This window comes from Streptomyces sp. NPDC038135 (assembly GCF_055601245.1).
In genome coordinates this window covers 232,574-255,850 of the sequence record NZ_JBVJXS010000002.1, presented here as the reverse complement: position 1 = coordinate 255,850, position 23,277 = coordinate 232,574, and the positions used below count along the sequence as shown (strand labels likewise).

General features: G+C 72.4%; 18 protein-coding genes. 9 read left to right on the top strand and 9 right to left on the bottom strand.

All coding sequences use genetic code 11. The features are described from left to right. Positions 1 to 14: 14 nt before the first annotated feature. Both ACZ7JA_RS05495 and ACZ7JA_RS05490 read right to left on the bottom strand, forming a co-directional pair. The gene (locus ACZ7JA_RS05495; RefSeq protein ID WP_470807280.1) at positions 15 to 3,746 is read right to left on the bottom strand and encodes an ABC transporter ATP-binding protein; all 3,732 of its coding nucleotides are present in this window, start codon (positions 3,744 to 3,746) and stop codon (positions 15 to 17) included. Positions 3,747 to 3,869: 123 nt separating this feature from the next. Beyond that, positions 3,870 to 4,793 carry a serine hydrolase gene (locus ACZ7JA_RS05490; protein ID WP_351665077.1) on the bottom strand — a complete coding sequence of 308 codons (924 nt, stop codon included), beginning with the start codon at positions 4,791 to 4,793 and terminating at the stop codon, positions 3,870 to 3,872. Positions 4,794 to 4,865: 72 nt separating this feature from the next. Here ACZ7JA_RS05490 and ACZ7JA_RS05485 point away from each other — a divergent pair, with 72 nt between their 5' ends. Then, positions 4,866 to 5,243 (top strand): hypothetical protein, encoded by a 378-nt coding sequence (locus ACZ7JA_RS05485; protein ID WP_351665079.1) that lies wholly within the window; start codon positions 4,866 to 4,868, stop codon positions 5,241 to 5,243. 151 nt (positions 5,244 to 5,394) lie between these two features. Then, entirely contained in the window at positions 5,395 to 6,198 is an 804-nt protein-coding gene (locus ACZ7JA_RS05480) for an endonuclease I family protein (protein WP_351665081.1), read from the top strand. Between the two features lie 70 nt (positions 6,199 to 6,268). Here ACZ7JA_RS05480 and ACZ7JA_RS05475 read toward each other — a convergent pair whose 3' ends face one another. Genes ACZ7JA_RS05475 through ACZ7JA_RS05465 form a run of 3 tightly spaced genes read right to left on the bottom strand, consistent with a single transcriptional unit; the run spans position 6,269 to position 10,448 of the window. Beyond that, on the bottom strand, positions 6,269 to 7,954 hold the full coding sequence (locus tag ACZ7JA_RS05475) for a thiamine pyrophosphate-binding protein (protein WP_404030071.1): 1,686 nt from the start codon (positions 7,952 to 7,954) through the stop codon (positions 6,269 to 6,271). Positions 7,955 to 7,959: 5 nt separating this feature from the next. Continuing rightward, the gene (gene speB, locus ACZ7JA_RS05470; RefSeq protein ID WP_143639230.1) at positions 7,960 to 8,931 is read right to left on the bottom strand and encodes an agmatinase; all 972 of its coding nucleotides are present in this window, start codon (positions 8,929 to 8,931) and stop codon (positions 7,960 to 7,962) included. A gap of 56 nt (positions 8,932 to 8,987) precedes the next feature. Next, complete coding sequence (locus tag ACZ7JA_RS05465) at positions 8,988 to 10,448, bottom strand: sodium:solute symporter family protein (protein ID WP_351665086.1); 1,461 nt, start codon at positions 10,446 to 10,448, stop codon at positions 8,988 to 8,990. Positions 10,449 to 10,640: 192 nt separating this feature from the next. Here ACZ7JA_RS05465 and ACZ7JA_RS05460 point away from each other — a divergent pair, with 192 nt between their 5' ends. Both ACZ7JA_RS05460 and ACZ7JA_RS05455 read left to right on the top strand, forming a co-directional pair. Continuing rightward, positions 10,641 to 12,431 carry a PucR family transcriptional regulator ligand-binding domain-containing protein gene (locus tag ACZ7JA_RS05460; RefSeq protein WP_470807276.1) on the top strand — a complete coding sequence of 597 codons (1,791 nt, stop codon included), beginning with the start codon at positions 10,641 to 10,643 and terminating at the stop codon, positions 12,429 to 12,431. Positions 12,432 to 12,534: 103 nt separating this feature from the next. Beyond that, positions 12,535 to 13,323: a phosphatase gene (locus tag ACZ7JA_RS05455; protein ID WP_351665090.1), complete on the top strand. Its 789-nt coding sequence runs from the start codon at positions 12,535 to 12,537 to the stop codon at positions 13,321 to 13,323. A 70-nt stretch (positions 13,324 to 13,393) separates the two neighbouring features. Here the strand turns inward: ACZ7JA_RS05455 and ACZ7JA_RS05450 are convergent, their stop codons facing one another. Beyond that, a complete protein-coding gene (locus ACZ7JA_RS05450; protein WP_450746805.1) occupies positions 13,394 to 13,720 on the bottom strand; it encodes a hypothetical protein in 327 nt (108 codons plus the stop codon). A gap of 636 nt (positions 13,721 to 14,356) precedes the next feature. On the opposite strand from ACZ7JA_RS05450, the gene ACZ7JA_RS05445 reads away from it, so the two are divergent. Then, the gene (locus ACZ7JA_RS05445) at positions 14,357 to 14,590 is read left to right on the top strand and encodes a hypothetical protein (RefSeq protein ID WP_470807274.1); all 234 of its coding nucleotides are present in this window, start codon (positions 14,357 to 14,359) and stop codon (positions 14,588 to 14,590) included. Between the two features lie 68 nt (positions 14,591 to 14,658). Here the strand turns inward: ACZ7JA_RS05445 and tesB are convergent, their stop codons facing one another. The 3 genes from tesB to ACZ7JA_RS05430 all read right to left on the bottom strand — a co-directional run bounded on the left by tesB (position 14,659) and on the right by ACZ7JA_RS05430 (position 17,458). Continuing rightward, a complete protein-coding gene (tesB, locus tag ACZ7JA_RS05440) occupies positions 14,659 to 15,525 on the bottom strand; it encodes an acyl-CoA thioesterase II (protein WP_351665095.1) in 867 nt (288 codons plus the stop codon). Between the two features lie 34 nt (positions 15,526 to 15,559). Beyond that, complete coding sequence (locus ACZ7JA_RS05435; protein WP_351665097.1) at positions 15,560 to 16,717, bottom strand: acyl-CoA dehydrogenase family protein; 1,158 nt, start codon at positions 16,715 to 16,717, stop codon at positions 15,560 to 15,562. A 135-nt stretch (positions 16,718 to 16,852) separates the two neighbouring features. Then, a complete protein-coding gene (locus tag ACZ7JA_RS05430) occupies positions 16,853 to 17,458 on the bottom strand; it encodes an SACE_7040 family transcriptional regulator (protein WP_351665099.1) in 606 nt (201 codons plus the stop codon). A 95-nt stretch (positions 17,459 to 17,553) separates the two neighbouring features. Between ACZ7JA_RS05430 and ACZ7JA_RS05425 the strand changes: the two genes are divergently transcribed. Genes ACZ7JA_RS05425 through ACZ7JA_RS05410 form a run of 4 tightly spaced genes read left to right on the top strand, consistent with a single transcriptional unit; the run spans position 17,554 to position 23,215 of the window. Next, positions 17,554 to 19,170, top strand: coding sequence for a carboxyl transferase domain-containing protein (locus ACZ7JA_RS05425; RefSeq protein ID WP_389299167.1), 1,617 nt, complete (start codon positions 17,554 to 17,556; stop codon positions 19,168 to 19,170). Positions 19,171 to 19,181: 11 nt separating this feature from the next. After that, positions 19,182 to 21,107, top strand: coding sequence for an acetyl-CoA carboxylase biotin carboxylase subunit (locus ACZ7JA_RS05420; protein ID WP_389299164.1), 1,926 nt, complete (start codon positions 19,182 to 19,184; stop codon positions 21,105 to 21,107). Next, the gene (locus ACZ7JA_RS05415) at positions 21,108 to 22,049 is read left to right on the top strand and encodes a hydroxymethylglutaryl-CoA lyase (protein ID WP_351665105.1); all 942 of its coding nucleotides are present in this window, start codon (positions 21,108 to 21,110) and stop codon (positions 22,047 to 22,049) included. Positions 22,050 to 22,054: 5 nt separating this feature from the next. Further along, on the top strand, positions 22,055 to 23,215 hold the full coding sequence (locus ACZ7JA_RS05410) for an acyl-CoA dehydrogenase family protein (protein WP_351665107.1): 1,161 nt from the start codon (positions 22,055 to 22,057) through the stop codon (positions 23,213 to 23,215). Positions 23,216 to 23,277: the final 62 nt, after the last annotated feature.

Sequence of the window (23,277 nt, the reverse complement as noted above, 5' to 3'; positions counted from 1 at the left end):
GCCCTCCGGGGTGCTCAGCGGGTGGCGCCGACCGGCTCCTCCGGTTCGGACTGCCCGACGAAGGTCCGCCACAGTTCGGCGTACCGGCCGCCGAGGGCGAGGAGTTCGTCGTGGGTGCCGTCCTCCACCACCCGGCCGTGGTCCATGACCACCACCCGGTCGGCGCGCGCGGCCGTGGTCAGCCGGTGCGCGACCACCAGCGTGGTACGGCGGCCCGCCAGCCGGTCGGTGGCCTGGCTCACCTGGGCCTCGGTGGCCAGGTCCAGGGCTGCGGTGGCCTCGTCGAGGAGCAGGACGTCGGGGTCGACCAGTTCGGCCCGGGCCAACGCGATGAGCTGGCGCTGGCCGGCCGAGAGGTTGCGGCCGCGCTCGGCGACCTCGTGCAGGTAGCCGCCGTCGAGCGTGGCGATCATCTCGTGCGCGCCGACCGCCCGCGCCGCCGCCTCCACCTCGGCGTCGGTGGCCTCGGGCCTGCCGTAGGCGATGGCGTCCCGGACGGTGCCCGGGAAGAGGTACGCCTCCTGCGGGACCACCCCGAGGCGGTGCCGGTACGAGGTCAGGTCGAGGGCGCGCAGATCGGTGCCGTCGGCCGTGACCCGGCCCGAGGTGGGGTCGTAGAACCGGGCCACCAGCTTCACCAGCGTGGACTTGCCGGCTCCGGTCTCGCCGACGAAGGCGACCGTCTGGCCCGCCGGGATCGTCAGGTCGATGCCGGTCAGCGCCTCCTCCTCGGCGCCGTAGGCGAAGTGCACGTCCTCGAACGCGATGTCGCCGCGCAGGGAGCCGACCTCGCGGGGCTTCTCGGCGGCGCCGGTGGAGGTCGGCTCGCGCAGCAGCTCCTGGATGCGGCCGAGGGAGACGGTGGCCTGCTGGTAGCCGTCGAAGACCTGGGAGAGCTGCTGGACCGGGGCGAAGAACAGGTCGATGTAGAGCAGGTACGCCACCAGCGCGCCCGTGGTGAGCGTGGCCGCCTCCACGCGGCCGGCGCCGGTGACGAGCACGGCGGCCGCCGCGACCGAGGACAGCAGCTGGACGAAGGGGAAGTAGACCGAGATCAGCCACTGGCCGCGGATGCGGGCGGAGCGGTAGCTGTCGCTGCGCTCGGCGAACCGCCGGGCGCCGTCCGGCTCGCGGCGGAAGGCCTGCACGATCCTGAGCCCGGCCACCGACTCCTGCAGGTCCGCGTTGACCACCGACACCCGCTCACGGGCGAGTTCGTAGGCCTTCACGCTGGCCCGGCGGAAGAAGAACGTGGCGACGATCAGCGGGGGCAGGGTGGCGAAGACGACCAGGGCGAGCTGTACGTCGAGCACCAGCAGGGCGGCCATGATGCCGAAGAAGGTGACGACCGAGACGAAGGCGGTGACCAGGCCGGTCTGCAGGAACGTGGAGAGGGCGTCGACGTCCGTGGTCATCCGGGTCATGATCCGGCCGGTCAGCTCGCGCTCGTAGTAGTCGAGGCCGAGCCGCTGGAGCTGGGCGAAGATCTTCAGCCGCAGCGCGTACAGCACACGCTCGCCGGTGCGGCCGGTCATCCGGGTCTCGCCGATCTGCGCGGCCCACTGCGCCAGCACGGTGAGCAGGCCCAGCAGCGAGGCCGCCCACACCGCGCCGAGGGCCGCCCTGCTGACGCCCTGGTCGATGCCGTGCCGGATCAGCACCGGCAGCAGCAGGCCCGCGCCCGCGTCCACGGCGACCAGCCCCAGGCTGACCAGCAGCGGCAGGCCGAAGCCGTGCAGCAGCCGGCGCAGGCCGTACGACTCCTCGGCGCGCACCGCGCGGGCCTCGTCGACGTCAGGGGTGTCGGTGGCCGGGGGCAGCGCCTCGACCTGGGCCAGGAGTTCCGGGGTGGCGGGGGTGCCCGCCATGGCCGCGTCCCGGGGCCGGCGCTCGCCCGTCCACAGCCGGGGGGTGATGCCGGCCTCGGCGTCGAACTCGGCGTCCAGCTCCTCGCGCAGGCTGGTGTCCTCCTGCGGCTCGGCGGGACCGGTGTGGCCCGGGGAGACGCCGCCCAGCTCGTCGGGGTCGGTCAGCAGCCGGCGGTACAGGGCGCAGCGCTCCTGCAGTTCCTCGTGGGTGCCGAGGTCGGCGAGCCGGCCGCCGTCCAGGACGGCGATGCGGTCGGCGAGGTTCAGGGTGGAGCGGCGGTGCGCGATGAGCAGGGTGGTGCGCCCCTCCATCACGTGCTTCAGCGCCTCGTGGATCTCGTGCTCCACGCGGGCGTCGACGGCGGAGGTGGCGTCGTCCAGGACCAGCAGGCGGGGGTCGGTGAGCAGGGCGCGGGCGAGCGCGACGCGCTGGCGCTGGCCGCCGGAGAGGGTCAGGCCGTGCTCGCCGACCTTGGTGTCGTAGCCCTCGGGCAGCTCGCTGATGAACCGGTCCGCCTGGGCGGCGCGGGCGGCGGCCTCGATCTCGTCCTGGGTGGCGTCCGGGCGGCCGTAGGCGATGTTGGCGCGGACGGTGTCGGAGAAGAGGAACGAGTCCTCGGGGACCAGGCCGATCGCCGACCTGAGCGAGTCCATGGTCAGCTCGCGCACGTCGTGCCCGCCGATCAGCACGGCGCCGCCGGTGACGTCGTAGAAGCGCGGCAGGAGCAGGGAGACGGTGGACTTGCCGGAGCCGGAGGAGCCGACGACGGCCAGGGTCTCGCCGGACCGGATCTCGAAGCTGAGCCCGTCCAGGACGGGGCTGGTCCGGCCGGGGCCGACGTCGTAGCCGAAGGACACGTCGTCGAACTCGACGGTCGCCGGCGCGTCGGCCGGGAGGGTCTTCGTGCCGTCCTTCATGGTCGGCTGGGTGTCGATCAGCTCCAGCACGCGCTCGGTGCCGGCCCGGGCCTGCTGCCCGACGGTGAGCACCACGGCGAGCATGCGGACCGGGCCGACGAGCTGGGCGAGGTAGGTGGAGAAGGCGACGAAGGTGCCGAGCGTGATGTGGCCGCGCACGGCCAGCCAGCCGCCGAGGGCGAGCATGGCGACCTGGCCGAGGGCGGGCACGGCCTGCAGGGCCGGGGTGAACCTGCTGTTCAGCCGGATGGTGCGCAGCCGCCCCGCGAAGAGCCGGCGGCCGACCTCGCGGAGCTTGCCGGTCTCCTGCTCCTCCTGCCCGAACCCCTTCACCACGCGGACGCCGCTCACCGCGCCGTCCACCACGCCGGCCACGGCGGCGGCCTGGGCCTGGGCGTACCAGGTGGCGGGGTGGAGCTTGCTGCGGCTGCGCTTGGCGATCGCGTACAGGGCCGGGGCCACGGCCAGGGCGACCAGGGTCAGCGGCAGCGAGAGCCAGGCCATGATCACCAGGGAGATCAGGAAGAGCAGGACGTTCCCGATGGTCATCGGGAGCATGAAGAGCAGGCCCTGGATGAGCTGGAGGTCGCTGGTGGCCCGGCCGACCACCTGCCCGGTGGACAGCTCGTCCTGGCGGCGGCCGTCGAGGCGGGTGATCGTGCCGTACATCTCGGTCCGCAGGTCGTGCTGGACGTCGAGGGCGAGCCGCCCGCCGTAGTAGCGGCGGATGTAGGTGAAGACGTAGACCAGGACGGCGGCGCCGAGCAGGGCCCCCGCCCACACGGCCATGGAGCGGGTGCGGGCGCCGATCACGTCGTCGATGATCACCTTGGTGAACAGCGGGACGACGGCCATGACGGCCATGCCGCCGAGGGAGGAGCCGAGGGCGAGGACCACGTCCTTCGGATAACGCCAGGCGTAGCCCGCCAGCCGCCGTGCCCATCCCCGTTGCGCTGCCACGCCGGTGCCTTCCTGTCGTCCTGCTCTACCGGAAGGCACCAACGCCGGGGCGTGCGGATTTCATCCCCCTGAAACAAAACGGGCCGGGCGCCGAGGACGCCGCCCGCGGGCGGCGCGGCCGGCTCAGCCCTGCGGCGGCACCGCCACGTGCGCCTCGCTCGGGGTGCTGGTCGGGGTGTAGCGGGCGACGCCGGACGTCGTCGGCACCAGGTCCTTGTGGATCGCCTTGGCGACGTTCTGGATGGTGGTGACGCCGTAGCTCATGGTGCTGTTGCCGTGCGTCAGCACGGACATCATGTAGTCGTGGCCGCCGCCGTTGAAGGTGCCGAGGCTGTGCACCCGCCAGCCGTGCGTGGACCGCTGCAGCCAGCCGTTCTTGACGTGCACGGTGACCGTGGACGGCGCCCCGGCCGGGGTGCCCCAGCGCTGCGAGGAGACGACCTGGTTCATCAGCTTCAGGATGTAGGCGCGCGAGTTGTCGCTCAGCACGCTGTTCCTGGCCGTGACGAGCTTGAGCAGCTTCTGCTCGTCGGTGACGTTCTCCTGGGTCAGCCCCCAGTAGCCGTTCGCGCCGGGAACCGTCTTCGTCATCCCGGCGGCGGACAGGAAGCCCTTGATCTTGGTCATGCCGAGCTGCTTCCAGAGCGTGCTGGTCGCGTTGTTGTCCGACTTGGTGATCATGGCCTTGGCGAGCGAGGCCTCGCGGTCGGTGAGGTACCGGTCGTGCTTCTTGGCGTCCCACAGCAGCGTGGCGAGCACGGTCACCTTGACGGTGCTGGCCGAGTCGTAGGCGGTGGTGGCGCGCAGGGTGCAGGTGGTCTTGGTGGACCGGTCGTAGAGGCCGATCGCGACGGTGCCCTTGCGGTTCGCGAGCGCCGCGGTGATGTCCTTCTTCAGCTTCGCGGCCAGGCCCGCGTTGGCGGACGTGCAGCTGACGGTGGGCGTGGTCGCCGCCGCGGCCGGGGCGGCGGCGACCGCCGGTATGAGCACCACGGCGCCGAGGGCGGCCGCCAGCGCGCCGGCGCGTACGGATGTGCGGGGAGTCATGCATGCGTTGACTCACCGGGACGGGTGACGGTTGTACGTGTGGTCGGTCACGGGTTTGGCAATGCTTCCCCCATGCCGGAGGAGAACGAGAGCGGGTTCAAGCGATCGGGGCGCCTGTTCGCCGCACTGGCGGTACTGCGCCACCTCGCCTCCGCCGACGCCGAGTTGCTCGGCCCGGACGACTGCGGACCGAAGGACAACGTCCTGGACCGCATCAGACGAACGAAGTACTACGAGCACTACTCGTACGGGGAACTCGTGAGGCTGCGCGGCAAGGGAGGGCAGACGTGGGAGGCCGCGAAGGAGGTCTTCCGCCTCGTACCGGACCTGCTCCACCCCGGAGTTCTGCCGCCCGGCACCTTCAGCGACCGTGATCTGGCGCAGCACCGGGCGGGTTACGACGCCCAGATCGCCGAGTACAGGAAGAAGTGGCCGAAGCTCTTCGGCTGACGGCGTCCGCGGTCTCCCGCGGCGCCGCGCCGGCCGTGGTGGCCTGCCGGGTCCCGACACACAACGGTCACCTCCGCTTCACCTCTTGATACGCATGTCCATGTCACGCTCCGGTTGTCCGCTCAATCAACCCGCGTAGATCGGCCCCCACATGACCGTGACGCACATGCACCGCTGGAAGGCTCCGGCACTGGCCGTCTCGGCGCTGCTCGTCGGCCTCACCCTGCCGACCGCGATCGCCTCCCCGGCAAGCGCGACGACGACCTCGTACGACAGCACGTACTACAGGAACGCCGTCGGCAAGACGGGCACGAGCCTCAAGTCCTCGCTGCACACCATCATCAGCAGCCAGAGCAAGATCTCGTACTCGGCGGTCTGGGACGCGCTGAAGGTCACCGACCAGGATCCGAACAACAGCAACAACGTGATCCTGCTCTACAGCGGCGTCTCCCGCGCCAAGTCCCTCAACGGCGGCAGCACCGGCGACTGGAACCGCGAGCACGTGTGGGCCAAGTCGCACGGCGACTTCGGCGAGGTGACCGGCCCCGGCACCGACCTGCACCACCTGCGCCCCGCGGACGTCCAGGTCAACAGCGTCCGCGGCAACAAGGACTTCGACGACGGCGGCAGCGCGGTCAGCGGCGGGGGCGGCAGCCTCACCGACTCCGACTCCTTCGAGCCGCGCGACGCGGACAAGGGCGACGTGGCCCGGATGATCCTCTACATGGCGGTCCGCTACGACGGGGGCGACGGCTTCGCCGACCTGGAGCCCAACGACAAGGTCGGCAACGGCAGCAACCCGTACATCGGCAGACTGTCCGTCCTCAAGCAGTGGAACGACGAGGACCCGCCGAGCGCCTTCGAGGAGAAGCGCAACCAGGTCATATACGACACCTACCAGCACAACCGCAACCCGTTCATCGACCACCCGGAGTGGGTCGACGCGATCTGGTAGACGCATGACGGCGGTGAACTCCACCCCGTGCGGGAGGAGTTCACCGCCGGCCGGCGTCCGGCGCGGCCGGTCAGCCCAGGTGGGTCGGCGCGAACATCCGGAGCACCGCGGGGAGTACGACCACCGAAGGGCCGGGCGCCGCCAGCGCCTTCGCCAGATCCTCCTCCAGGGTCTCCGGGCTCGTGCGCACGCCCGGCACCCCGAAGGACTCCGCCAGGGCCACGTAGTCCGGGCGGGTCAGTTCGGTGGCCGTGGCCTGGCCGAAGGCGTCGGTCATGTACTCCCGGAGGATGCCGTAGCCGCCGTCGTCGACGATCAGCCAGGTGACCGGCAGGTCGTACTGGCGGGCCGTGGCCAGTTCGGCGATCGAGTAGAGGGCGCCGCCGTCGCCGGAGACCGCGAGGACCGGGCGGGTGGGGTCGGCGGCCGCCGCGCCCAGGGCCGCCGGGAAGCCGTAGCCGAGACCGCCGGCGCCCTGGGCGGAGTGCATGCTGTTCGTGCCCCGGGGGTCGAAGGCCGACCAGGCCCAGTACGCCAGGATGGTCATGTCCCAGAACGACGGCGAGCCGGCCGGCAGGGCGCGGCGGACGGCGGCCAGTACGTCCTGTTCCAGGGTGAGTTCCTGGCCCGCGATGCGGTCCGCGACCTTCGCCAGCAGGTCCCGTACGCGCTCGGGCGCCGACTCGTCGGCCCGCTCCTCCACCGTCTCCAGCAGGGCCTGGAGGGCGAGGCGGGCGTCCGCGTGGATGCCGAGGGCCGGGTGGTTGGACTCCAGTTTGCCGAGGTCGGCCTCGATCTGGATCACCCGGCCGCGCGGTGTGAACGTGTGGTAGTTCGAGGACAGTTCGCCGAGTCCGGACCCGACCACGAGGAGGACGTCGGCGTCCTCCAGGAAGTCCGTGGTGTGGCGGTCCTCCAGCCAGGACTGGAGGGAGAGGGGGTGCTCCCAGGGGAAGGCGCCCTTGCCGCCGAAGGTGGTCACCACCGGAGCGGCCAGCCTCTCCGCCAGCGCCCTCAGCTTCCCGGACGCGTCGGCCCGTACGACCCCGCCGCCCGCGATGATCGCCGGGCGCGCCGCGCGGGACAGCAGGTCGGCCGCCACCGCGGTCAGCTCGGGGCGCGGGAGGAGGTCGTCCGGCGTGGCGTCCATCGCCGTCACCACCGGGAGCGCGGTCGCGGACAGCAGCACGTCCTGGGGGATCTCCACCCACACCGGGCCGTGCGGAGCGGAGAGCGCCGACTTCCACGCCGCGGCGATCGCGGACGGGATCTGGGACTGGGTGCGGACGGTGTGGACCGACTTGACCACGCCCCGGAACGAGGCGGCCTGGTCGGGGAGTTCGTGGAGGTAGCCGTGCCGGCCGCCGCCCAGGCCGGCGGTCGGGATCTGGCTGCTGATCGCCAGCACCGGGGCGGAGGCCGCGGCCGCCTCCTGGAGCGCGGCCAGCGAGGTCAGCGCGCCCGGGCCGGTGGAGAGCAGCAGCGGGGCCGCCTCACCGGTGATCCGGCCGTACGCGTCGGCGGCGAAGCCGGCGTTGTTCTCCACCCGCAGGCCGACGTAGCGCAGCGACGAGCGGCGCAGGGCGTCGAACATGCCGAGGGCGTGCTGGCCGGGCAGGCCGAAGACGGTGGTCGCGCCCAGCCCGGCCAGGGTTTCCACGACCAGGTCTCCGCCGTTGCGCCCGGGCGGAGGGTTCAGCGCGGTCGAGATCTGTGCCTCGGTCGGGCGGAGCACCAGGTCGTGGTCGTGAGTCACTTCGCTTACGCGTCCTTCCGGGCCGCCGCGATCTGGCGGCTCATGATGGTGGTCAGTTCGTAGGCGGTGTGGGAGGCCGCCACCGAGGTGATCTCCGCGTGGTCGTACGCGGGGGCGACCTCCACGACGTCCGCCGACACCAGGTTGCAGGATGCCAGCCCGCGCAGGATCTCCAGCAGCTCGCGGGAGGTCATGCCGCCCGCCTCCGGGGTGCCGGTGCCGGGCGCGTGGGCCGGGTCGAGGCAGTCGATGTCGATGGAGATGTACAGCGGGCGGTCGCCGATGCGCTGGCGGAGCTGGTCGGCGACCTCGTCGGCGCCGCGGCGGTAGACGTCCGCCGAGGTGACGATGCCGAAGCCCATCTTCTCGTCGTCGGTGAGGTCCTGCTTGCCGTACAGCGGGCCGCGGGTGCCGACGTGGGAGAGCGCCTCGGTGTCGAGGATGCCCTCCTCCACCGCACGGCGGAACGGGGTGCCGTGGGTGTACTCGGCGCCGAAGTAGGTGTCCCAGGTGTCCAGGTGGGCGTCGAAGTGGAGCAGGGCCACCGGGCCGTGCTTCTTCGCCACCGAGCGCAGCAGCGGCAGCGCGATGGTGTGGTCGCCGCCGAGGGTCATCAGCCGGGCGCCGGTGCCGAGCAGGTCGTCGGCGGCCGCCTCGATGGTCTCCACGGCCTCGTTGATGTTGAACGGGTTCACGGCGATGTCGCCGCCGTCCGCGACCTGCGCGAGGGCGAAGGGGGAGGCGTCCTGCGCCGGGTTGTAGGGGCGCAGCAGCCGGGACGCCTCGCGGATCGCGTTGCCGCCGAAGCGGGCGCCCGGCCGGTACGAGACGCCGGAGTCGAACGGCACGCCCACCACGGCGACGTCGGCGGCGCCGACCTCGTCGAGGCGGGGCAGCCGGGCGAAGGTCGCGGGTCCGGCGTACCGCGGGACGCGGGAGGAGTCGACGGGGCCGCGGGGCGTCTCGTTGCTGCTCATGGTCAATTGCCTTCTTTCCAGCGCTTCGTCACGCTTGTACTGCTTTCCGTACGACTCTACTGGTGAGCCGCTACCGGTTCGGACGCGAGTTCGGGGGAGCGTCCCGCGAGGCGTTCCCGCCAGGCGGCGAGGACGGCCTCGTCGGTGGGCCGGGTCGCCAGGGAGACGGCGACGTAGACGACGAGGGAGGCGAGCAGGCCGTAGTAGACGGGTTCGTTGGCGAGGATGCCGTAGCCCGCCATCAGGCCGATCACGGCGAGGCCGCCGACGACCACGGAGGCCAGCGCGCCCTGCGCGGTGCCGCGCTTCCACAGCAGGCCGCCGAGGATGGGCACGAGCAGGCCGCCGACGAGGAGGTTGTAGGCGACCGTCAGGGCCTCGACCACGTTGTTCAGCGCGATCGCGGTGCCGATCACCCCGAGGCCCATGATCAGGATGAAGACCCGGTTGCCCCGGACCTCGTCGTGCTCCTCGCCGGAGGGCCTGACCACGCCCCGCAGCCGCGACCAGATGTCGTTGTTGGCGACGGTGGCGCAGGCGATCAGGGCGCCGGAGGACGTCGACATCACGGCGGCGAGGGCGGCGGCCAGCACCAGGCCGCGCACACCGACGGGCAGTTCGTCCTTGACGATGGTGGCGAACGCGTCGTCCGGGCTGCCCAGCTTGGGGTAGAGCACCTTGGCCGCCGTGCCGATCACGGCGCCGGCGAGGGCGTAGGCCAGACAGTAGGTGCCGGCGACCGTGCCGCCCCACTTCGCCGTCCTGTCGCTGCGGGCGGTGAACACGCGCTGCCAGATGTCCTGGCCGATCAGCATGCCGAAGGTGTAGATCAGCACGTAGGTGAAGATCGTCTCGCCGCCGATGCCCAGCGGGTCGAAGTACGAGGTCGGCAGCTTGGCCTTCATCTCGGAGAAGCCGCCCGCCTTGACCACCGCGATGGGCAGGAGCAGCAGGAGCACGCCGATCGTCTTGACCACGAACTGCACCATGTCGGTGAGGGTGATCGACCACATGCCGCCCAGCGTCGAGTACGCGACGACGATCGAGCCGCCGAGGATGATCGCGACGGTGCGGTTCATGTCGAAGAGGACGTCGAAGATGGTGGCGTACGCGATGGTGGACGTCACCGCGAGCATGAGGGTGTAGGCCCACATGACCAGGCCCGAGATCACACCCGCGCGGCCGCCGTACCTGAGGTCCAGCATCTCGGAGACCGTGTAGACCTTCAGCCGGGCGATGCGCGCCGAGAAGAAGACGGACAGGGCCAGCAGGCCGAGGCCGATGGTGAAGACCATCCACGCGCCGGAGAGGCCGTACTGGTAGCCGAGCCCGACGCCGCCGATGGTGGACGCGCCGCCGAGGACGATCGCCGCCATGGTGCCGGAGTACATGGCGGGCCCGAGGCGACGGCCGGCCACCAGGAACTCGCTCTTGGACTTGGCGCGGCGCATGCCCCACCAGCCCATGGCCAGCATGCCGGCGAGATAGACGACGATCACTGTGTAGTCGACGGCCATGTGGGGCCCTCCTTCGCGCACATCCGGTGGCGTGTCGTGCGGGTTGCAACGGGGACGTGACGGCAGCGGATCGCGGGGACATCCGCCCGTACCCGCGGCTGCCGGACTGACTTGACACTAGGTGGCCGGAAAGCGACTGCGAAGTGTACGTTTCATCCATACGGACGGGGGTGTATGGAGGGAACGCACACCATGCCGGAACCGGTCGCCCCAGCCGTCCCACCGACCCCACCGGTCGCGCTCTCCGCCCTGCTGTCCCGGGAGGACCTCGCCCTGCGCCAGATCGCGGGCCCGTCCGGTCCGTCCCTGGTGATCCACGGGGCGCACACCTCGGAGATGGCCGACCCCTACCCCTATCTGCTGGGCGGCGAGCTGCTGCTGACCGCCGGGGTGCACATCCCGCAGGCGGCGGACGCGGACACGTACTTCGACGACTACGTCTCCCGGATCGTGGCCGCGGGCGGTGCGGCCCTCGGCTTCGGCCTCGCCCCGGTGCACGACACCGTGCCGCCGGCGCTGATCGCCGCCTGCGACGCGCGGCGCCTGCCGCTGCTCGAGGTGCCGCCCCGGACGACGTTCTCGGGCGTGGCCCGGGCGGTCTGGCAGCTCATGGCGCAGGCCCGCCTGGCCGAGCTGCGCCGCGTGACCGACGCCCAGCAGAGTCTCGCGGCCGCGGCCTCCCGCCCGGACCCGGCGCCCTCGGTGTTGCGCCAGCTCGCCCAGCGCCTGGGCGGCCACGCGATCCTCTACGGCCCGGACGGCACCGGCATCGCGGAGGCGGGCCGGGCGGTGTCCGGCGAGGTGCGGGCGGCCCTGGCGAAGCTGACGGAAGTGGTCCGGCCGAGCGGCCCGCGGCCCCCGGAGCCGGACCGCGGCCCGGAGGGCGGCGGCGGTGTCGGGCCGTCCGGCGCCGACGGCCCCGGGGCGGCGGGCGCCGGTTCCGCACGGACCGGCGCCGTCCGGCCGCCGGCCGACGGAGCGGGCGGCGGCGTCCGCGGCGGGCAGGCGGGCGCGGCCCGGTCGGCGGAGCGGGCCTCCGCTCCCCCGCCGGCCGGGACGGCCACGCCCGCGGGACCCGGCCGCTCCGCCGCCGCATCCGCCCCGGCCGAGCCCCGGCGTCCCGCAGGTGCCGGACCGGCCGCCGGCGCACCCGCCGGACCGGCCCCCCGGCCGGTGCCCTCCTCGGCCACCGACACCTTCGGCGACACCCACCTCGCCGCCTACGCCCTCGGGGCCGGCGAGGGGTTCGTGCTCGGGGTGGCCTCCGGGCAGCGCGGGCCTGGCGACCACACCATCGCCTCCGTCGCCGCCGTACTGCTGTCCCTGCTGACCGGCGAGCACCAGAGCGGGTCCGGGGCGGCCCGGTCGGCCGCGCTCGTGCGGCTGCTGCTCGGGGCGTCCCCCGCGGAGGTGGCTCCGCTGCTCGGGGACGGCCGCTGGATCGTCGTGCACGCCCGGCCGGAGGCCCAGGAGCCGGACGCCGTGGCGGCGTCCGCGCTGGGCGCCGCCCTCGGCTCGCCGCTGGTGGACGTGGCCCGTGACGTCGTACGGGTGCTGGTGCCGGCCGAGCGCGAGCCCGTGCCGCAGCCGGGCTGGACCCTCGGGACCAGCGCGGCGGCCGGCCCCGGCGAGTGGCCGGCCGCCGACGGCCAGGCGGCCCGCGCGCTGGCCCGGGCCCGCGCCACCCGCGTCCCGCTGGTCCGGCACGGCGCCCGGCCGGGCCTCGCGGACCTGGTGTCCCACTCCGACGCCCGGGCCCACGCCGACGCGCTGCTCGCACCGCTCGGCGGCCGGCCCGCGCTCGCCGAGACGCTGCGCACCTGGCTTTCGCTGCACGGCAGTTGGGACCGCACGGCGGTGGCGCTGGACGTGCACCGCAACACCGTGCGGCAGCGGATCGCCCGGTGCGCCACGCTGTTGGACGCCGACCTGGACGACGCGGACGTGCGGATGGAGCTGTGGTTCGCGCTGCGGCAGGGCTGAGCGGGTCGCCGGGGCCGGCCGTCACGGGCAAGCCCAGTGATCCCGGTCCCAGCGTGCGGTATGCCGAGGACGCGCCCGCCCGGGTGCCCTCACAATGGGTGGCATGCCGATACCCGGGACACCCAGCCGCGCCCAGCTCGTCGACCACCTGGTGAGGACCCGTATCGCGGGGGACGTCGCCACGCCCCGCGAGAACAACCTTTCCCACTACCGCAGGCTGGCCAACGGCGAGCGCAACTTCTGGCTGGGGCTCGAACTGGGCGACCGCTGGGCGGACGAGCAGGACGTGCTCGCGGTGATGGCCGAGCGGGTGGGCGTCGACGACGACCCCGAGTACCGGTACGGGCAGGACACCATCGACCCCGAGCTGACCGTGGGCGCGCTGGACCGGCTGGCCGCCCGGCTGCGCAAGGCGGCCGAGGGACGCCAGCGGGTGCTGTTCGCCACCGGCCACCCGGGCGGTCTGCTGGACGTGCACCGGGCCACGGCCGGGGCGCTGCGCGCGGCCGGCTGCGAGATCGTGGTCATCCCGGACGGGCTGCAGACGGACGAGGGTTACGTCATGCAGTTCGCGGACGTGGCGGTCCTGGAGCACGGCGCGACGCTGTGGCACACGCACTCCGGCGAGCCGATGCGCGCCGTTCTGACCGGACTTGAGCGGGAGGGGCGCCCGCTGCCGGACCTGGTGGTGGCCGACCACGGCTGGGCCGGCTATGCGGGACAGCACGGCGTCGACTCGGTCGGGTACGCCGACTGCAACGACCCGGCGCTGTTCCTCGCCGAGGCCGAGGGCACCGTGCAGGTGGTGGTCCCGCTCGACGACCACGTCGTCAGCCCGCGCCACTACGACCCCATGACGGCGTATCTGCTGACGGCGGCGGGCCTCGACTGACGCCGCGGGCACAGCGGATGTGCGGCTCCGGGTACGGGACCGCACATCCTTATCTCAGGTGGTGGTCGGTTCAGCGCCCGCCGTGGCCGCCGCCGCCGTGGCCGCCGCCGCCGTGGCCGCCGCCGTAGCCGCCGCCATGACCGCCGTGGCCGCCATAGCCACCGTGATCACCGCCGTAGCCGCCGTGGTCGCCATGGCCGTAACCGCCATAGTCGCCGTAGCCGTAGTCGTCGTCATCGTCGTCCCACCACGAGTTGTGGTGGTTGTAGTGGTCGTTGTCTCCCCAGTCCCGGCTGTGGCTGTAGGAGCCGCGGTCGCTGTGGTGGTCCGAGGCCGAGGCGGTGCCCGCCGTGCCGATCGCTGCACCGCCGGCCAGCAGCAGGCCTGTGGCGGACATGGCGACAAGGCGCCTCGCGCGCTGTGCTCGCATGGGAAATACCTTCCATCCCTGGGTGGATGGCCGCCGCCGCGAATAAGGGGGAAGAGCGGGGCGGTCGGAGGTGTCACCGCACTGTGTGATGAGGCACGACGTGCGTCACCTTGCCGGCGCCTGCGGCCCACCCCGTACGCGATCGCGCCCTCGGGTGCCGCGGCTGAGGTCCGGGCTCATCCGAATCCTCGCCGGCTGGGCATGCCGTGCACTGCGGCTTTCACTCCGAGAGCCTAGTCCCCCACGCGCCTCACGTCATTTTGAGCAGGCAACTATTTTCCGCCCACCCAGAAAAACTTCGGAAGATCACATTCCGCTCAGGTCCGGGCAAGGTGACGGCAAAGTATGCCCGGAACCAACGTCCCAAACACCTCCATACCCCACGCATATTCGCCCCGCGCCGATGAACCCTGCGGCTACGTTCTAGGAATTCCTGGCCTGACCACCAGGAATCCACAAGCGGCCGCGGCCGGAACGCCGGCGCGTAATTCCGGGCCTGGCGCCGGTCTGGGCCCTTCCGCCGTCACCGACCGGGCCGTCGAACGCCGGTCGCAGGTCACCGCCATCACGCTGATCGGGGCCAGGAGCCGTACGCTGCGCGCGGTGCAGAGCGTCCAGGTCGTGCTGCCGCTCGCCATCGGCCTCGCGCTCGCGCTGGTCGCCGGCAAGCTCGCCGAGTCCAGCTATCTGATCACCGGCGGCGGCGAGGTCTTCTGGGACTTCGCCGGGATCCCCGTGCTGGTGTGCGCGGCCCTGGGCGTGGTCGTCGTCGCGACGCTGGGCACGCTGCCGCTGGTCGGGCGGCGCATCGACCCGGAGCTGATCCGGAGGGACTGACCGACGCGGCGAGGCCCGCCCGCGCCCGCTCGGAAGGGGGCGTGGGCGGGCCTCGCCGCGTGACGGGGTCAGCGGGGGACGCGGACCACGCCCTCCTGGATGACCGAGATGGCCAGCCGTCCGTCCTGGGTGTAGATACGGGCCTGGCCGAGGCCCCGGCCGCCGTGCGCGGAGGGCGACTCCTGGTCGTACAGCAGCCACTCGTCGGCGCGGAACGGCCGGTGGAACCACATCGCGTGGTCCAGCGACGCCCCGACGACGTCCCCGACCGCCCAGCCGCCGCGGCCGTGCGCGAGCAGCACGGAGTCGAGGAGGGTCATGTCGGAGACGTAGGTGGCGAGCACGACGTGCAGCAGCGGGTCGTCGTCCAGCTTGCCGTTGGTGCGGAACCACACCTGGGAGTGCGGTTCGCGCGGCTCGCCGAACCTGCCGTACGGCGGCTCGTCCACGTAGCGCAGGTCGATCGCCTCGCGGGCCTCGAGGAAGCGCTCCACGACCTCGGGCGCGAGATGGGCGTAACCGCGCATCCGCTCCTGGGAGGTGGGCAGCGCGGCCGGGTCGGGCGCGGCCGGCATGGCGGTCTGGTGGTCGAGCCCGTCCTCGTACGTCTGGAAGGACGCCGAGAGGTGGAAGATCGGTTTGCCGTGCTGCACGGCGACCACGCGGCGGGTGGTGAAGGACCGGCCGTCGCGGATGCGGTCGACGCTGTAGACGATCGGCGCGCCGGGGTCGCCCGGGCGCAGGAAGTACGCGTGCAGGGAGTGGGCCTGCCGGTCGCCGGGGACCGTGCGCCCGGCGGCGACCAGCGCCTGCGCCGCGACCTGCCCGCCGAAGACGCGGGGTACGACGGCGGAGCGGGACCGGCCGCGGAAGATGTCCTCCTCGATCTGCTCGAGGTCGAGCAGATCGAGGAGGTCCTGAAGTGCCTGGCTCATGAGGTGGTTGTACCCGCCAGTGATTGCGGAGACCTTACAGGCCCATGTCCTTGGCGATGATCGTCTTCATGATCTCGCTGGTGCCGCCGTAGATGCGGTTGACGCGGTTGTCCGCGTACAGGCGGGCGATCGGGTACTCGTTCATGTAGCCGTAGCCGCCGTGGAGCTGGAGGCAGCGGTCGATGACGCGGTGCGCGACCTCGGTGCAGAAGAGCTTGGCGGAGGCGGCCTCGGCGGGGGTCAGCTCACCGGCGTCGAGGGCCTCGGTGGCGCGATCGGCGACGGCCTCGGCGGCGTCCACCTCGGCCTGGCAGGCGGCCAGCTCGAACTTGGTGTTCTGGAAGTGGGCGACCGGCTTGCCGAAGACGGTGCGCTCCTGCACGTACTGCTTGGCGAAGCGCACGGCGGCCTTGGCCTGGGCGTAGGCGCCGAAGGCGATGCCCCAGCGCTCGGAGGCCAGGTTGTGGCCGAGGTAGTAGAAGCCCTTGTTCTCCTCGCCGAGGAGGTCCTCGACGGGCACCTTGACGTCGACGAAGGCCAGTTCGGCGGTGTCGGAGGTGCGCAGGCCCAGCTTGTCCAGCTTGCGGCCGATGGAGTAGCCCTCGGACTTGGTGTCCACGGCGAACAGCGAGATGCCGTGGCGGCGGTCCTCGGCGGTCGGCGCGGAGGTCCGGGCGCAGACGATGACCTTGTCGGCGTGCACACCGCCGGTGATGAAGGTCTTGGCGCCGTTGAGGACGTAGTGCGTGCCGTCCTCGGAGAGCTTGGCGGTGGTCTTCATGCCCGCGAGGTCGGAGCCGGTGCCCGGCTCGGTCATCGCGATGGCCCACATCTCCTCGCCGGTGACGAACTTCGGCAGGAAGCGCTTCTTCTGCTCGTCCGTGGCCAGCATCTTGATGTACGGCAGGGCGAGCAGCACGTGCACGCCGGAGCCGCCGAACTGCACGCCGGCGCGGGCGGTCTCCTCGTAGAGGACGGCCTCGAACTTGTGGCTGTCCATGCCGGCGCCGCCGAACTCCTCGGGCACGTTGATCCCGAAGATGCCCAGCTCGCCGAGCTTGTAGTAGAAGTCGCGCGGCGCCTGGCCGGCGGCGAACCACTCGTCGTAGACGGGGACGACCTCGGCCTCGATGAAGGCGCGAAGGGTCTCCCGGAACGCCTCGTGATCCTCGTTGAACACCGTACGGCGCACGCCGCCACCTCCACGTACCTCGGCATGACATTCGGGCATGTCTAAGCGCTTGCTCAGACCCCAAGATACTGGCGGGTACGTTCAGTCGTCCAGGGTGACCTTGACCACCCGGCGGCCAGGGGGCGCGGCCGCGCCTCAGCCCTCGGCCGTCCCGGCCGCCCCGAAGGCCCCCCGGGCCATGCGGTGCAGCAGGGCCGCGGTGGCGGCGCGGCCGGGCAGCGTGCCGGCGCGGCCGAGGTGCGGGGTGGAGTTGAGCAGGCCGAAGACCGAGTGGACCGCCGAGCGGGCGCTGGGCTCGGTCAGCCCGGGGTAGACCTCCCGGACCACCTCCACCCACAGCTCCACGTACTGCCGCTGGAGCTGCCGGACCAGCTTGCGGTCGCTGTCGCGCAGGCGGTCCAGCTCGCGGTCGTGCAGGGTGATCAGGGGGCGGTCGTCGAGCGCGAAGTCGATGTGGCCCTCGATGAGCGAGTCCAGGACCTCCGGCGCCCCGGTCCCGCCGTCGGCCTCGGCGAGCCGGCGCTTGGCCCCGGTCAGCAGCCGGCCGCTGATGCCGACCAGCAGCTCGGCGAGCATCGCGTCCTTGCCGGGGAAGTGCCGGTACAGGCCGGGGCCGCTGATGCCGACCGCGGCGCCTATCTCGTCCACCCCGACGCCGTGGAAGCCGCGCTCGGCGAAGAGCCGGGCGGCCTCCTTGAGGATCTGCTCGCGGCGGGTGGGGGCGTCGGTTCTGGTGACCATGCCAGTAATTCTAGACAGCGAGGTTAGCGGTCGTTAACCTGGAGGAAATGGTTAACGCTCATTAACAGTCACCACTGGGTGAGGGGACCGCAAGGATGCAAGAGGCACCGGAGCTTCACAGCGCGGCCGATCCCGCGTCGGAGGCCTGGCGGGCCAACGAACAGGCTCATCTCGCACTCGTCGGGGAACTGCGCGGCAAACTGGCCGCCGCCGCTCTCGGCGGCGGCGAGAAGGCGCGGGCCCGGCACACCGCGCGCGGCAAGCTGCTGCCCCGGGACCGGGTGGACACGCTGCTCGACCCGGGATCGCCCTTCCTGGAGCTGGCTCCCCTCGCCGCCGACGGGATGTACGACGGGCAGGCGCCGGCCGCCGGCGTGATCGCCGGGATCGGCCGGGTCAGCGGCCGCGAGTGCGTGATCGTCGCGAACGACGCCACCGTCAAGGGCGGCACGTACTACCCGATGACGGTGAAGAAGCATCTGCGGGCGCAGGAGGTGGCCCTCGACAACCGGCTGCCCTGCGTCTACCTGGTCGACTCCGGCGGCGCGTTCCTGCCGATGCAGGACGAGGTGTTCCCGGACCGCGAGCACTTCGGGCGGATCTTCTACAACCAGGCGCGGATGTCCGGCGCCGGCATCCCGCAGATCGCGGCCGTCCTCGGCTCGTGCACGGCCGGCGGGGCGTACGTGCCGGCGATGAGCGACGAGGCCGTGATCGTCCGCAACCAGGGCACGATCTTCCTGGGCGGCCCGCCGCTGGTGAAGGCGGCCACCGGCGAGGTCGTGACCGCCGAGGAGCTCGGCGGCGGCGAGGTGCACTCCCGCACCTCCGGCGTCACCGACCACCTCGCCGAGGACGACGCGCACGCGCTGCGGATCGTGCGGAACATCGTCGCCACGCTGCCCGCGCGGCGCTCCCTCCCCTGGGAGGTCGTCCCGGCCGTGGAGCCCAAGGTCGACCCGGCCGGGCTGTACGGCGCGGTCCCGGTCGACTCCCGCACCCCCTACGACGTGCGCGAGATCATCGCGCGCGTGGTCGACGGCTCGCGGTTCGCGGAGTTCAAGGCCGAGTTCGGCCAGACCCTCGTCACCGGCTTCGCCCGGATCCACGGCCACCCGGTCGGGATCGTCGCCAACAACGGCATCCTGTTCTCGGAGTCCGCCCAGAAGGGCGCCCACTTCATCGAGCTTTGCGACCAGCGCGGCATCCCGCTGGTGTTCCTGCAGAACATCTCCGGCTTCATGGTCGGCCGGGACTACGAGGCGGGTGGCATCGCCAAGCACGGCGCCAAGATGGTCACGGCGGTGGCCTGCACGCGCGTGCCGAAGCTGACCGTCGTGGTCGGCGGTTCGTACGGCGCCGGCAACTACTCGATGTGCGGCCGCGCCTACTCCCCCCGCTTCCTGTGGATGTGGCCCAACGCCAAGATCTCCGTCATGGGCGGCGAGCAGGCCGCCTCCGTGCTCGCCACGGTCAAGCGGGACCAGATGCAGGCGCGCGGCGAGGAGTGGCCCGTCGACGAGGAAGAGGCCTTCAAGGCCCCGATCCGCGCCCAGTACGAGAGCCAGGGCAACGCCTACTACGCCACCGCCCGCCTGTGGGACGACGGCGTGATCGACCCGATGGAGACCCGTCAGGTGCTGGGACTCGCCCTGACGGCCTGCGCCAACGCGCCGCTGGGAGACCCCCAGTTCGGCGTCTTCCGGATGTGAGGAGGGGAACCGTGTTCGACACAGTGCTGGTGGCCAACCGGGGCGAGATCGCCGTACGCGTCATCCGTACGCTGCGCTCGCTGGGCGTCCGCTCGGTGGCGGTCTTCTCCGACGCCGACGCCGACGCGCGGCACGTCCGGGAGGCCGACACGGCGGTCCGGATCGGCCCGCCGCCCGCGGGCGAGAGCTATCTGTCGGTGGAGCGGCTGCTCGAGGCCGCCGCCCGCACCGGCGCCCAGGCCGTCCACCCCGGCTACGGCTTCCTCGCCGAGAACGCCGGGTTCGCGCGTGCCTGCGAGGAGGCGGGGCTGGTCTTCATCGGCCCGCCCGCGGACGCGATCGCGCTCATGGGCGACAAGATCCGCGCCAAGGAGACGGTGAAGGCGGCCGGGGTGCCGGTCGTGCCGGGCTCCAGCGGCAGCGGCCTCACCGACGCCGAACTGGCCGCCGCCGCCCGCGAGATCGGCACGCCCGTGCTGCTCAAGCCCTCGGCGGGCGGCGGCGGCAAGGGCATGCGGCTGGTGCGGGACATCGCCGTGCTGGAGGAGGAGATCGCGGCCGCCCGCCGCGAGGCCCGCGCCTCCTTCGGCGACGACACCCTGCTGGTGGAGCGGTGGGTCGACCGCCCCCGGCACATCGAGATCCAGGTGCTGGCCGACGGGCACGGCAACGTCGTCCACCTCGGCGAGCGCGAGTGCTCGCTGCAGCGGCGGCACCAGAAGATCATCGAGGAGGCGCCCAGCGTGCTCCTCGACGAGGCCACCCGGGCCGCGATGGGCGAGGCGGCCGTGCAGGCGGCCCGCAGCTGCGGCTACCGGGGCGCGGGCACGGTGGAGTTCATCGTGCCGGGCGGCGACCCCTCGTCGTACTACTTCATGGAGATGAACACCCGTCTCCAGGTGGAGCACCCGGTCACCGAGCTGGTCACAGGCCTTGACCTGGTGGAATGGCAGCTGCGGGTGGCGGCCGGGGAGCGGCTCGGCTTCGCGCAGGAGGACGTCCGGCTGACCGGGCACGCGGTGGAGGCCCGGGTCTGCGCCGAGGACCCGGCGCGCGGCTTCCTGCCCTCCGGCGGCACGGTGCGGCTGCTGCACGAGCCGCAGGGCGACGGCGTGCGCACCGACTCGGGGCTCAGCGAGGGCACCGAGGTGGGCAGCCTCTACGACCCGATGCTGTCCAAGGTGATCGCCTACGGCCCCGACCGGGAGACCGCGCTGCGCAAGCTGCGCGCCGCACTCGCCGAGACGGTCACGCTGGGCGTGCAGACCAACGCTGGGTTCCTGCGGCGGCTGCTGGCGCACCCGGCGGTGGTGGCCGGCGAGCTGGACACCGGGCTGGTGGAGCGGGTGGTCGACGAGCTGGTCCCCGGCGACGTGCCGGAGGAGGTGTACGAGGCCGCGGCGGCGGTGCGGCTGGACGCGCTGCGGCCGGCCGGCGAGGGCTGGGTCGACCCGTTCTCGGTGCCGAGCGGCTGGCGTCTGGGCGGCACGCCCAGGCGGCCCGTCGTCCACCTGCGGGCCCAGGAAGCGGTCGCGTACACCCCGCGCGGCACCCACACCGTCACCGGCGACCGGGTGTCCGTCACCCTCGACGGCGTCCGGCACACCTTCCGCCGGGCCGGTGACTGGCTCGGCCGCGACGGCGACGCCTGGCAGGTGCGCGACCACGACCCGGTGGAGGCGTCCCTGAGCCGGTCGGCGCACGCCGGCGCCGACTCGCTCACCGCGCCCATGCCGGGCACGGTGACGGTGGTGAAGGTCGCCGTCGGCGACGAGGTCGCGGCCGGGCAGAGCCTGCTGGTGGTGGAGGCGATGAAGATGGAGCACGTCGTCTCCGCCCCGCACGCGGGCACGGTCGCCGAGCTGGACGTGACCCCGGGTTCGACGGTCGCCATGGACCAGGTGCTGGCCGTCATCACGCCCAAGGAGGAGGCGTAGGTGAACGCCGACGGACTGCCCATGGTCGTCACCGCCCAGGATCTGCCCGCGCGGGTGCGGATCCACGAGGTCGGCGCGCGCGACGGGCTGCAGAACGAGAAGACGTCAGTGCCGACGGAGGTCAAGGCGGAGTTCATCCGCCGCCTGGCCGGCGCCGGCCTGACGACGATCGAGGCGACCAGCTTCGTGCACCCCAAGTGGGTGCCCCAGCTCGCCGACGCAGAGCAGCTGTTCCCGCTCGTGTCGGACCTCGACGTCGAGCTGCCGGTGCTGGTGCCGAACCAGCGCGGCCTGGACCGGGCCCTGGCGCTCGGCGCAAGCAGGATCGCGGTGTTCGCCAGCGCCACGGAGTCCTTCGCGAAGGCCAACCTCAACCGCACCGTGGACGAGTCGCTGGCCGTGTTCGAACCGGTGGTGCGGCAGGCCAAGGACGCGGGCGCGCAGGTGCGCGGTTATGTGTCGATGTGCTTCGGCGACCCCTGGGAGGGCGCCGTCCCGCTCCACCAGGTGGCCCGCGTCTGCACGGCGCTGCGCGACATGGGCTGCGACGAGCTGAGCCTCGGCGACACCATCGGCGTCGCCACCCCGGGCCACGTCCTGGAGCTGCTCGCCCTGCTGAACGAGGAGGGCGTGCCGACGAACGTGCTCGGCGTGCACTTCCACGACACCTACGGCCAGGCGCTCGCGAACACCTACGCGGCCCTGGAGCACGGCGTGACGACGGTCGACGCGTCCGCCGGCGGCCTCGGCGGCTGCCCGTACGCGAAGTCCGCCACCGGCAACCTCGCCACCGAAGACCTCGTGTGGATGCTGCACGGCCTCGGCATCGAGACCGGGGTCGACCTCGGCCGTCTGACCGCCACCAGCGTGTGGATGGCCGAACAACTGGGCCGCCCGAGCCCCTCCCGAACCGTCCGCGCTCTCTCCCACAAGGACCAGTGATCAGCATGGACCACCGTCTCAGCCCCGAGCTCGAGGAACTCCGCCGCACGGTGGAGGAGTTCGCGCACGACGTGGTGGCGCCGAAGATCGGCGACTTCTACGAGCGGCACGAGTTCCCGTACGAGATCGTCCGCGAGATGGGCCGCATGGGCCTGTTCGGGCTGCCGTTCCCGGAGGAGCACGGCGGCATGGGCGGCGACTACCTGGCCCTCGGCATCGCCCTGGAGGAGCTGGCCCGGGTCGACTCCTCGGTGGCCATCACGCTGGAGGCGGGTGTGTCGCTGGGCGCCATGCCGATCCACCTCTTCGGCACCGAGGAGCAGAAGCGCGAGTGGCTGCCGCGGCTCTGCTCCGGCGAGATCCTGGGCGCCTTCGGGCTCACCGAGCCGGACGGCGGCAGCGACGCCGGCGCCACCCGCACCACGGCCCGCCTCGACCCGGACACGGACGAGTGGGTCATCAACGGCACGAAGTGCTTCATCACCAACTCGGGCACCGACATCACCGGCCTGGTGACGGTCACGGCCGTCACCGGCCGCAAGCCGGACGGCAGGCCGCTGATCTCGGCCATCATCGTCCCGTCGGGCACCCCCGGCTTCACGGTCGCCGCGCCCTACTCGAAGGTCGGCTGGAACGCCTCCGACACCCGTGAACTGTCCTTCCAGGACGTCCGGGTGCCCGCCGCCAACCTGCTCGGCGAGGAGGGCCGGGGCTACGCGCAGTTCCTGCGCATCCTCGACGAGGGCCGTATCGCCATCGCGGCGCTCGCCACCGGCCTGGCCCAGGGCTGTGTGGACGAGTCGGTGAAGTACGCGAAGGAGCGCCACGCCTTCGGCCGGCCGATCGGCGCCAACCAGGCCATCCAGTTCAAGATCGCCGACATGGAGATGAAGGCCCACACCGCCCGGCTGGCCTGGCGGGACGCCGCCTACCGGCTGGTGGCAGGCGAGCCCTTCAAGAAGGAGGCGGCGATGGCCAAGCTGTACTCCTCCACCGTCGCCGTGGACAACGCCCGCGACGCCACGCAGGTGCACGGCGGATACGGCTTCATGAACGAGTACCCGGTGGCCCGGATGTGGCGCGACTCCAAGATCCTGGAGATCGGCGAGGGCACGAGCGAGGTGCAGCGGATGCTGGTGGCCCGCGAGTTGGGCCTGACCGGCTGAGGCGTCCCCCACCGCCGAGCGCGCGGGGCGGCAGACGGATCCGTCCGTCCGCCGCCCCGCGT

Bases quoted from the DNA above. Each gene is read 5' to 3' on its own strand.
- ACZ7JA_RS05490 (WP_351665077.1), bottom strand. From the start codon at position 4,793: ATGACTCCCCGCACATCCGTACGCGCCGGCGCGCTGGCGGCCGCCCTC.
- ACZ7JA_RS05485 (WP_351665079.1), top strand. From the start codon at position 4,866: ATGCCGGAGGAGAACGAGAGCGGGTTCAAGCGATCGGGGCGCCTGTTC.
- ACZ7JA_RS05480 (WP_351665081.1), top strand. From the start codon at position 5,395: ATGACCGTGACGCACATGCACCGCTGGAAGGCTCCGGCACTGGCCGTC.
- speB (WP_143639230.1), bottom strand. From the start codon at position 8,931: ATGAGCAGCAACGAGACGCCCCGCGGCCCCGTCGACTCCTCCCGCGTC.
- ACZ7JA_RS05465 (WP_351665086.1), bottom strand. From the start codon at position 10,448: ATGGCCGTCGACTACACAGTGATCGTCGTCTATCTCGCCGGCATGCTG.
- ACZ7JA_RS05460 (WP_470807276.1), top strand. From the start codon at position 10,641: ATGCCGGAACCGGTCGCCCCAGCCGTCCCACCGACCCCACCGGTCGCG.
- ACZ7JA_RS05455 (WP_351665090.1), top strand. From the start codon at position 12,535: ATGCCGATACCCGGGACACCCAGCCGCGCCCAGCTCGTCGACCACCTG.
- ACZ7JA_RS05450 (WP_450746805.1), bottom strand. From the start codon at position 13,720: ATGTCCGCCACAGGCCTGCTGCTGGCCGGCGGTGCAGCGATCGGCACG.
- tesB (WP_351665095.1), bottom strand. From the start codon at position 15,525: ATGAGCCAGGCACTTCAGGACCTCCTCGATCTGCTCGACCTCGAGCAG.
- ACZ7JA_RS05430 (WP_351665099.1), bottom strand. From the start codon at position 17,458: ATGGTCACCAGAACCGACGCCCCCACCCGCCGCGAGCAGATCCTCAAG.
- ACZ7JA_RS05425 (WP_389299167.1), top strand. From the start codon at position 17,554: ATGCAAGAGGCACCGGAGCTTCACAGCGCGGCCGATCCCGCGTCGGAG.
- ACZ7JA_RS05410 (WP_351665107.1), top strand. From the start codon at position 22,055: ATGGACCACCGTCTCAGCCCCGAGCTCGAGGAACTCCGCCGCACGGTG.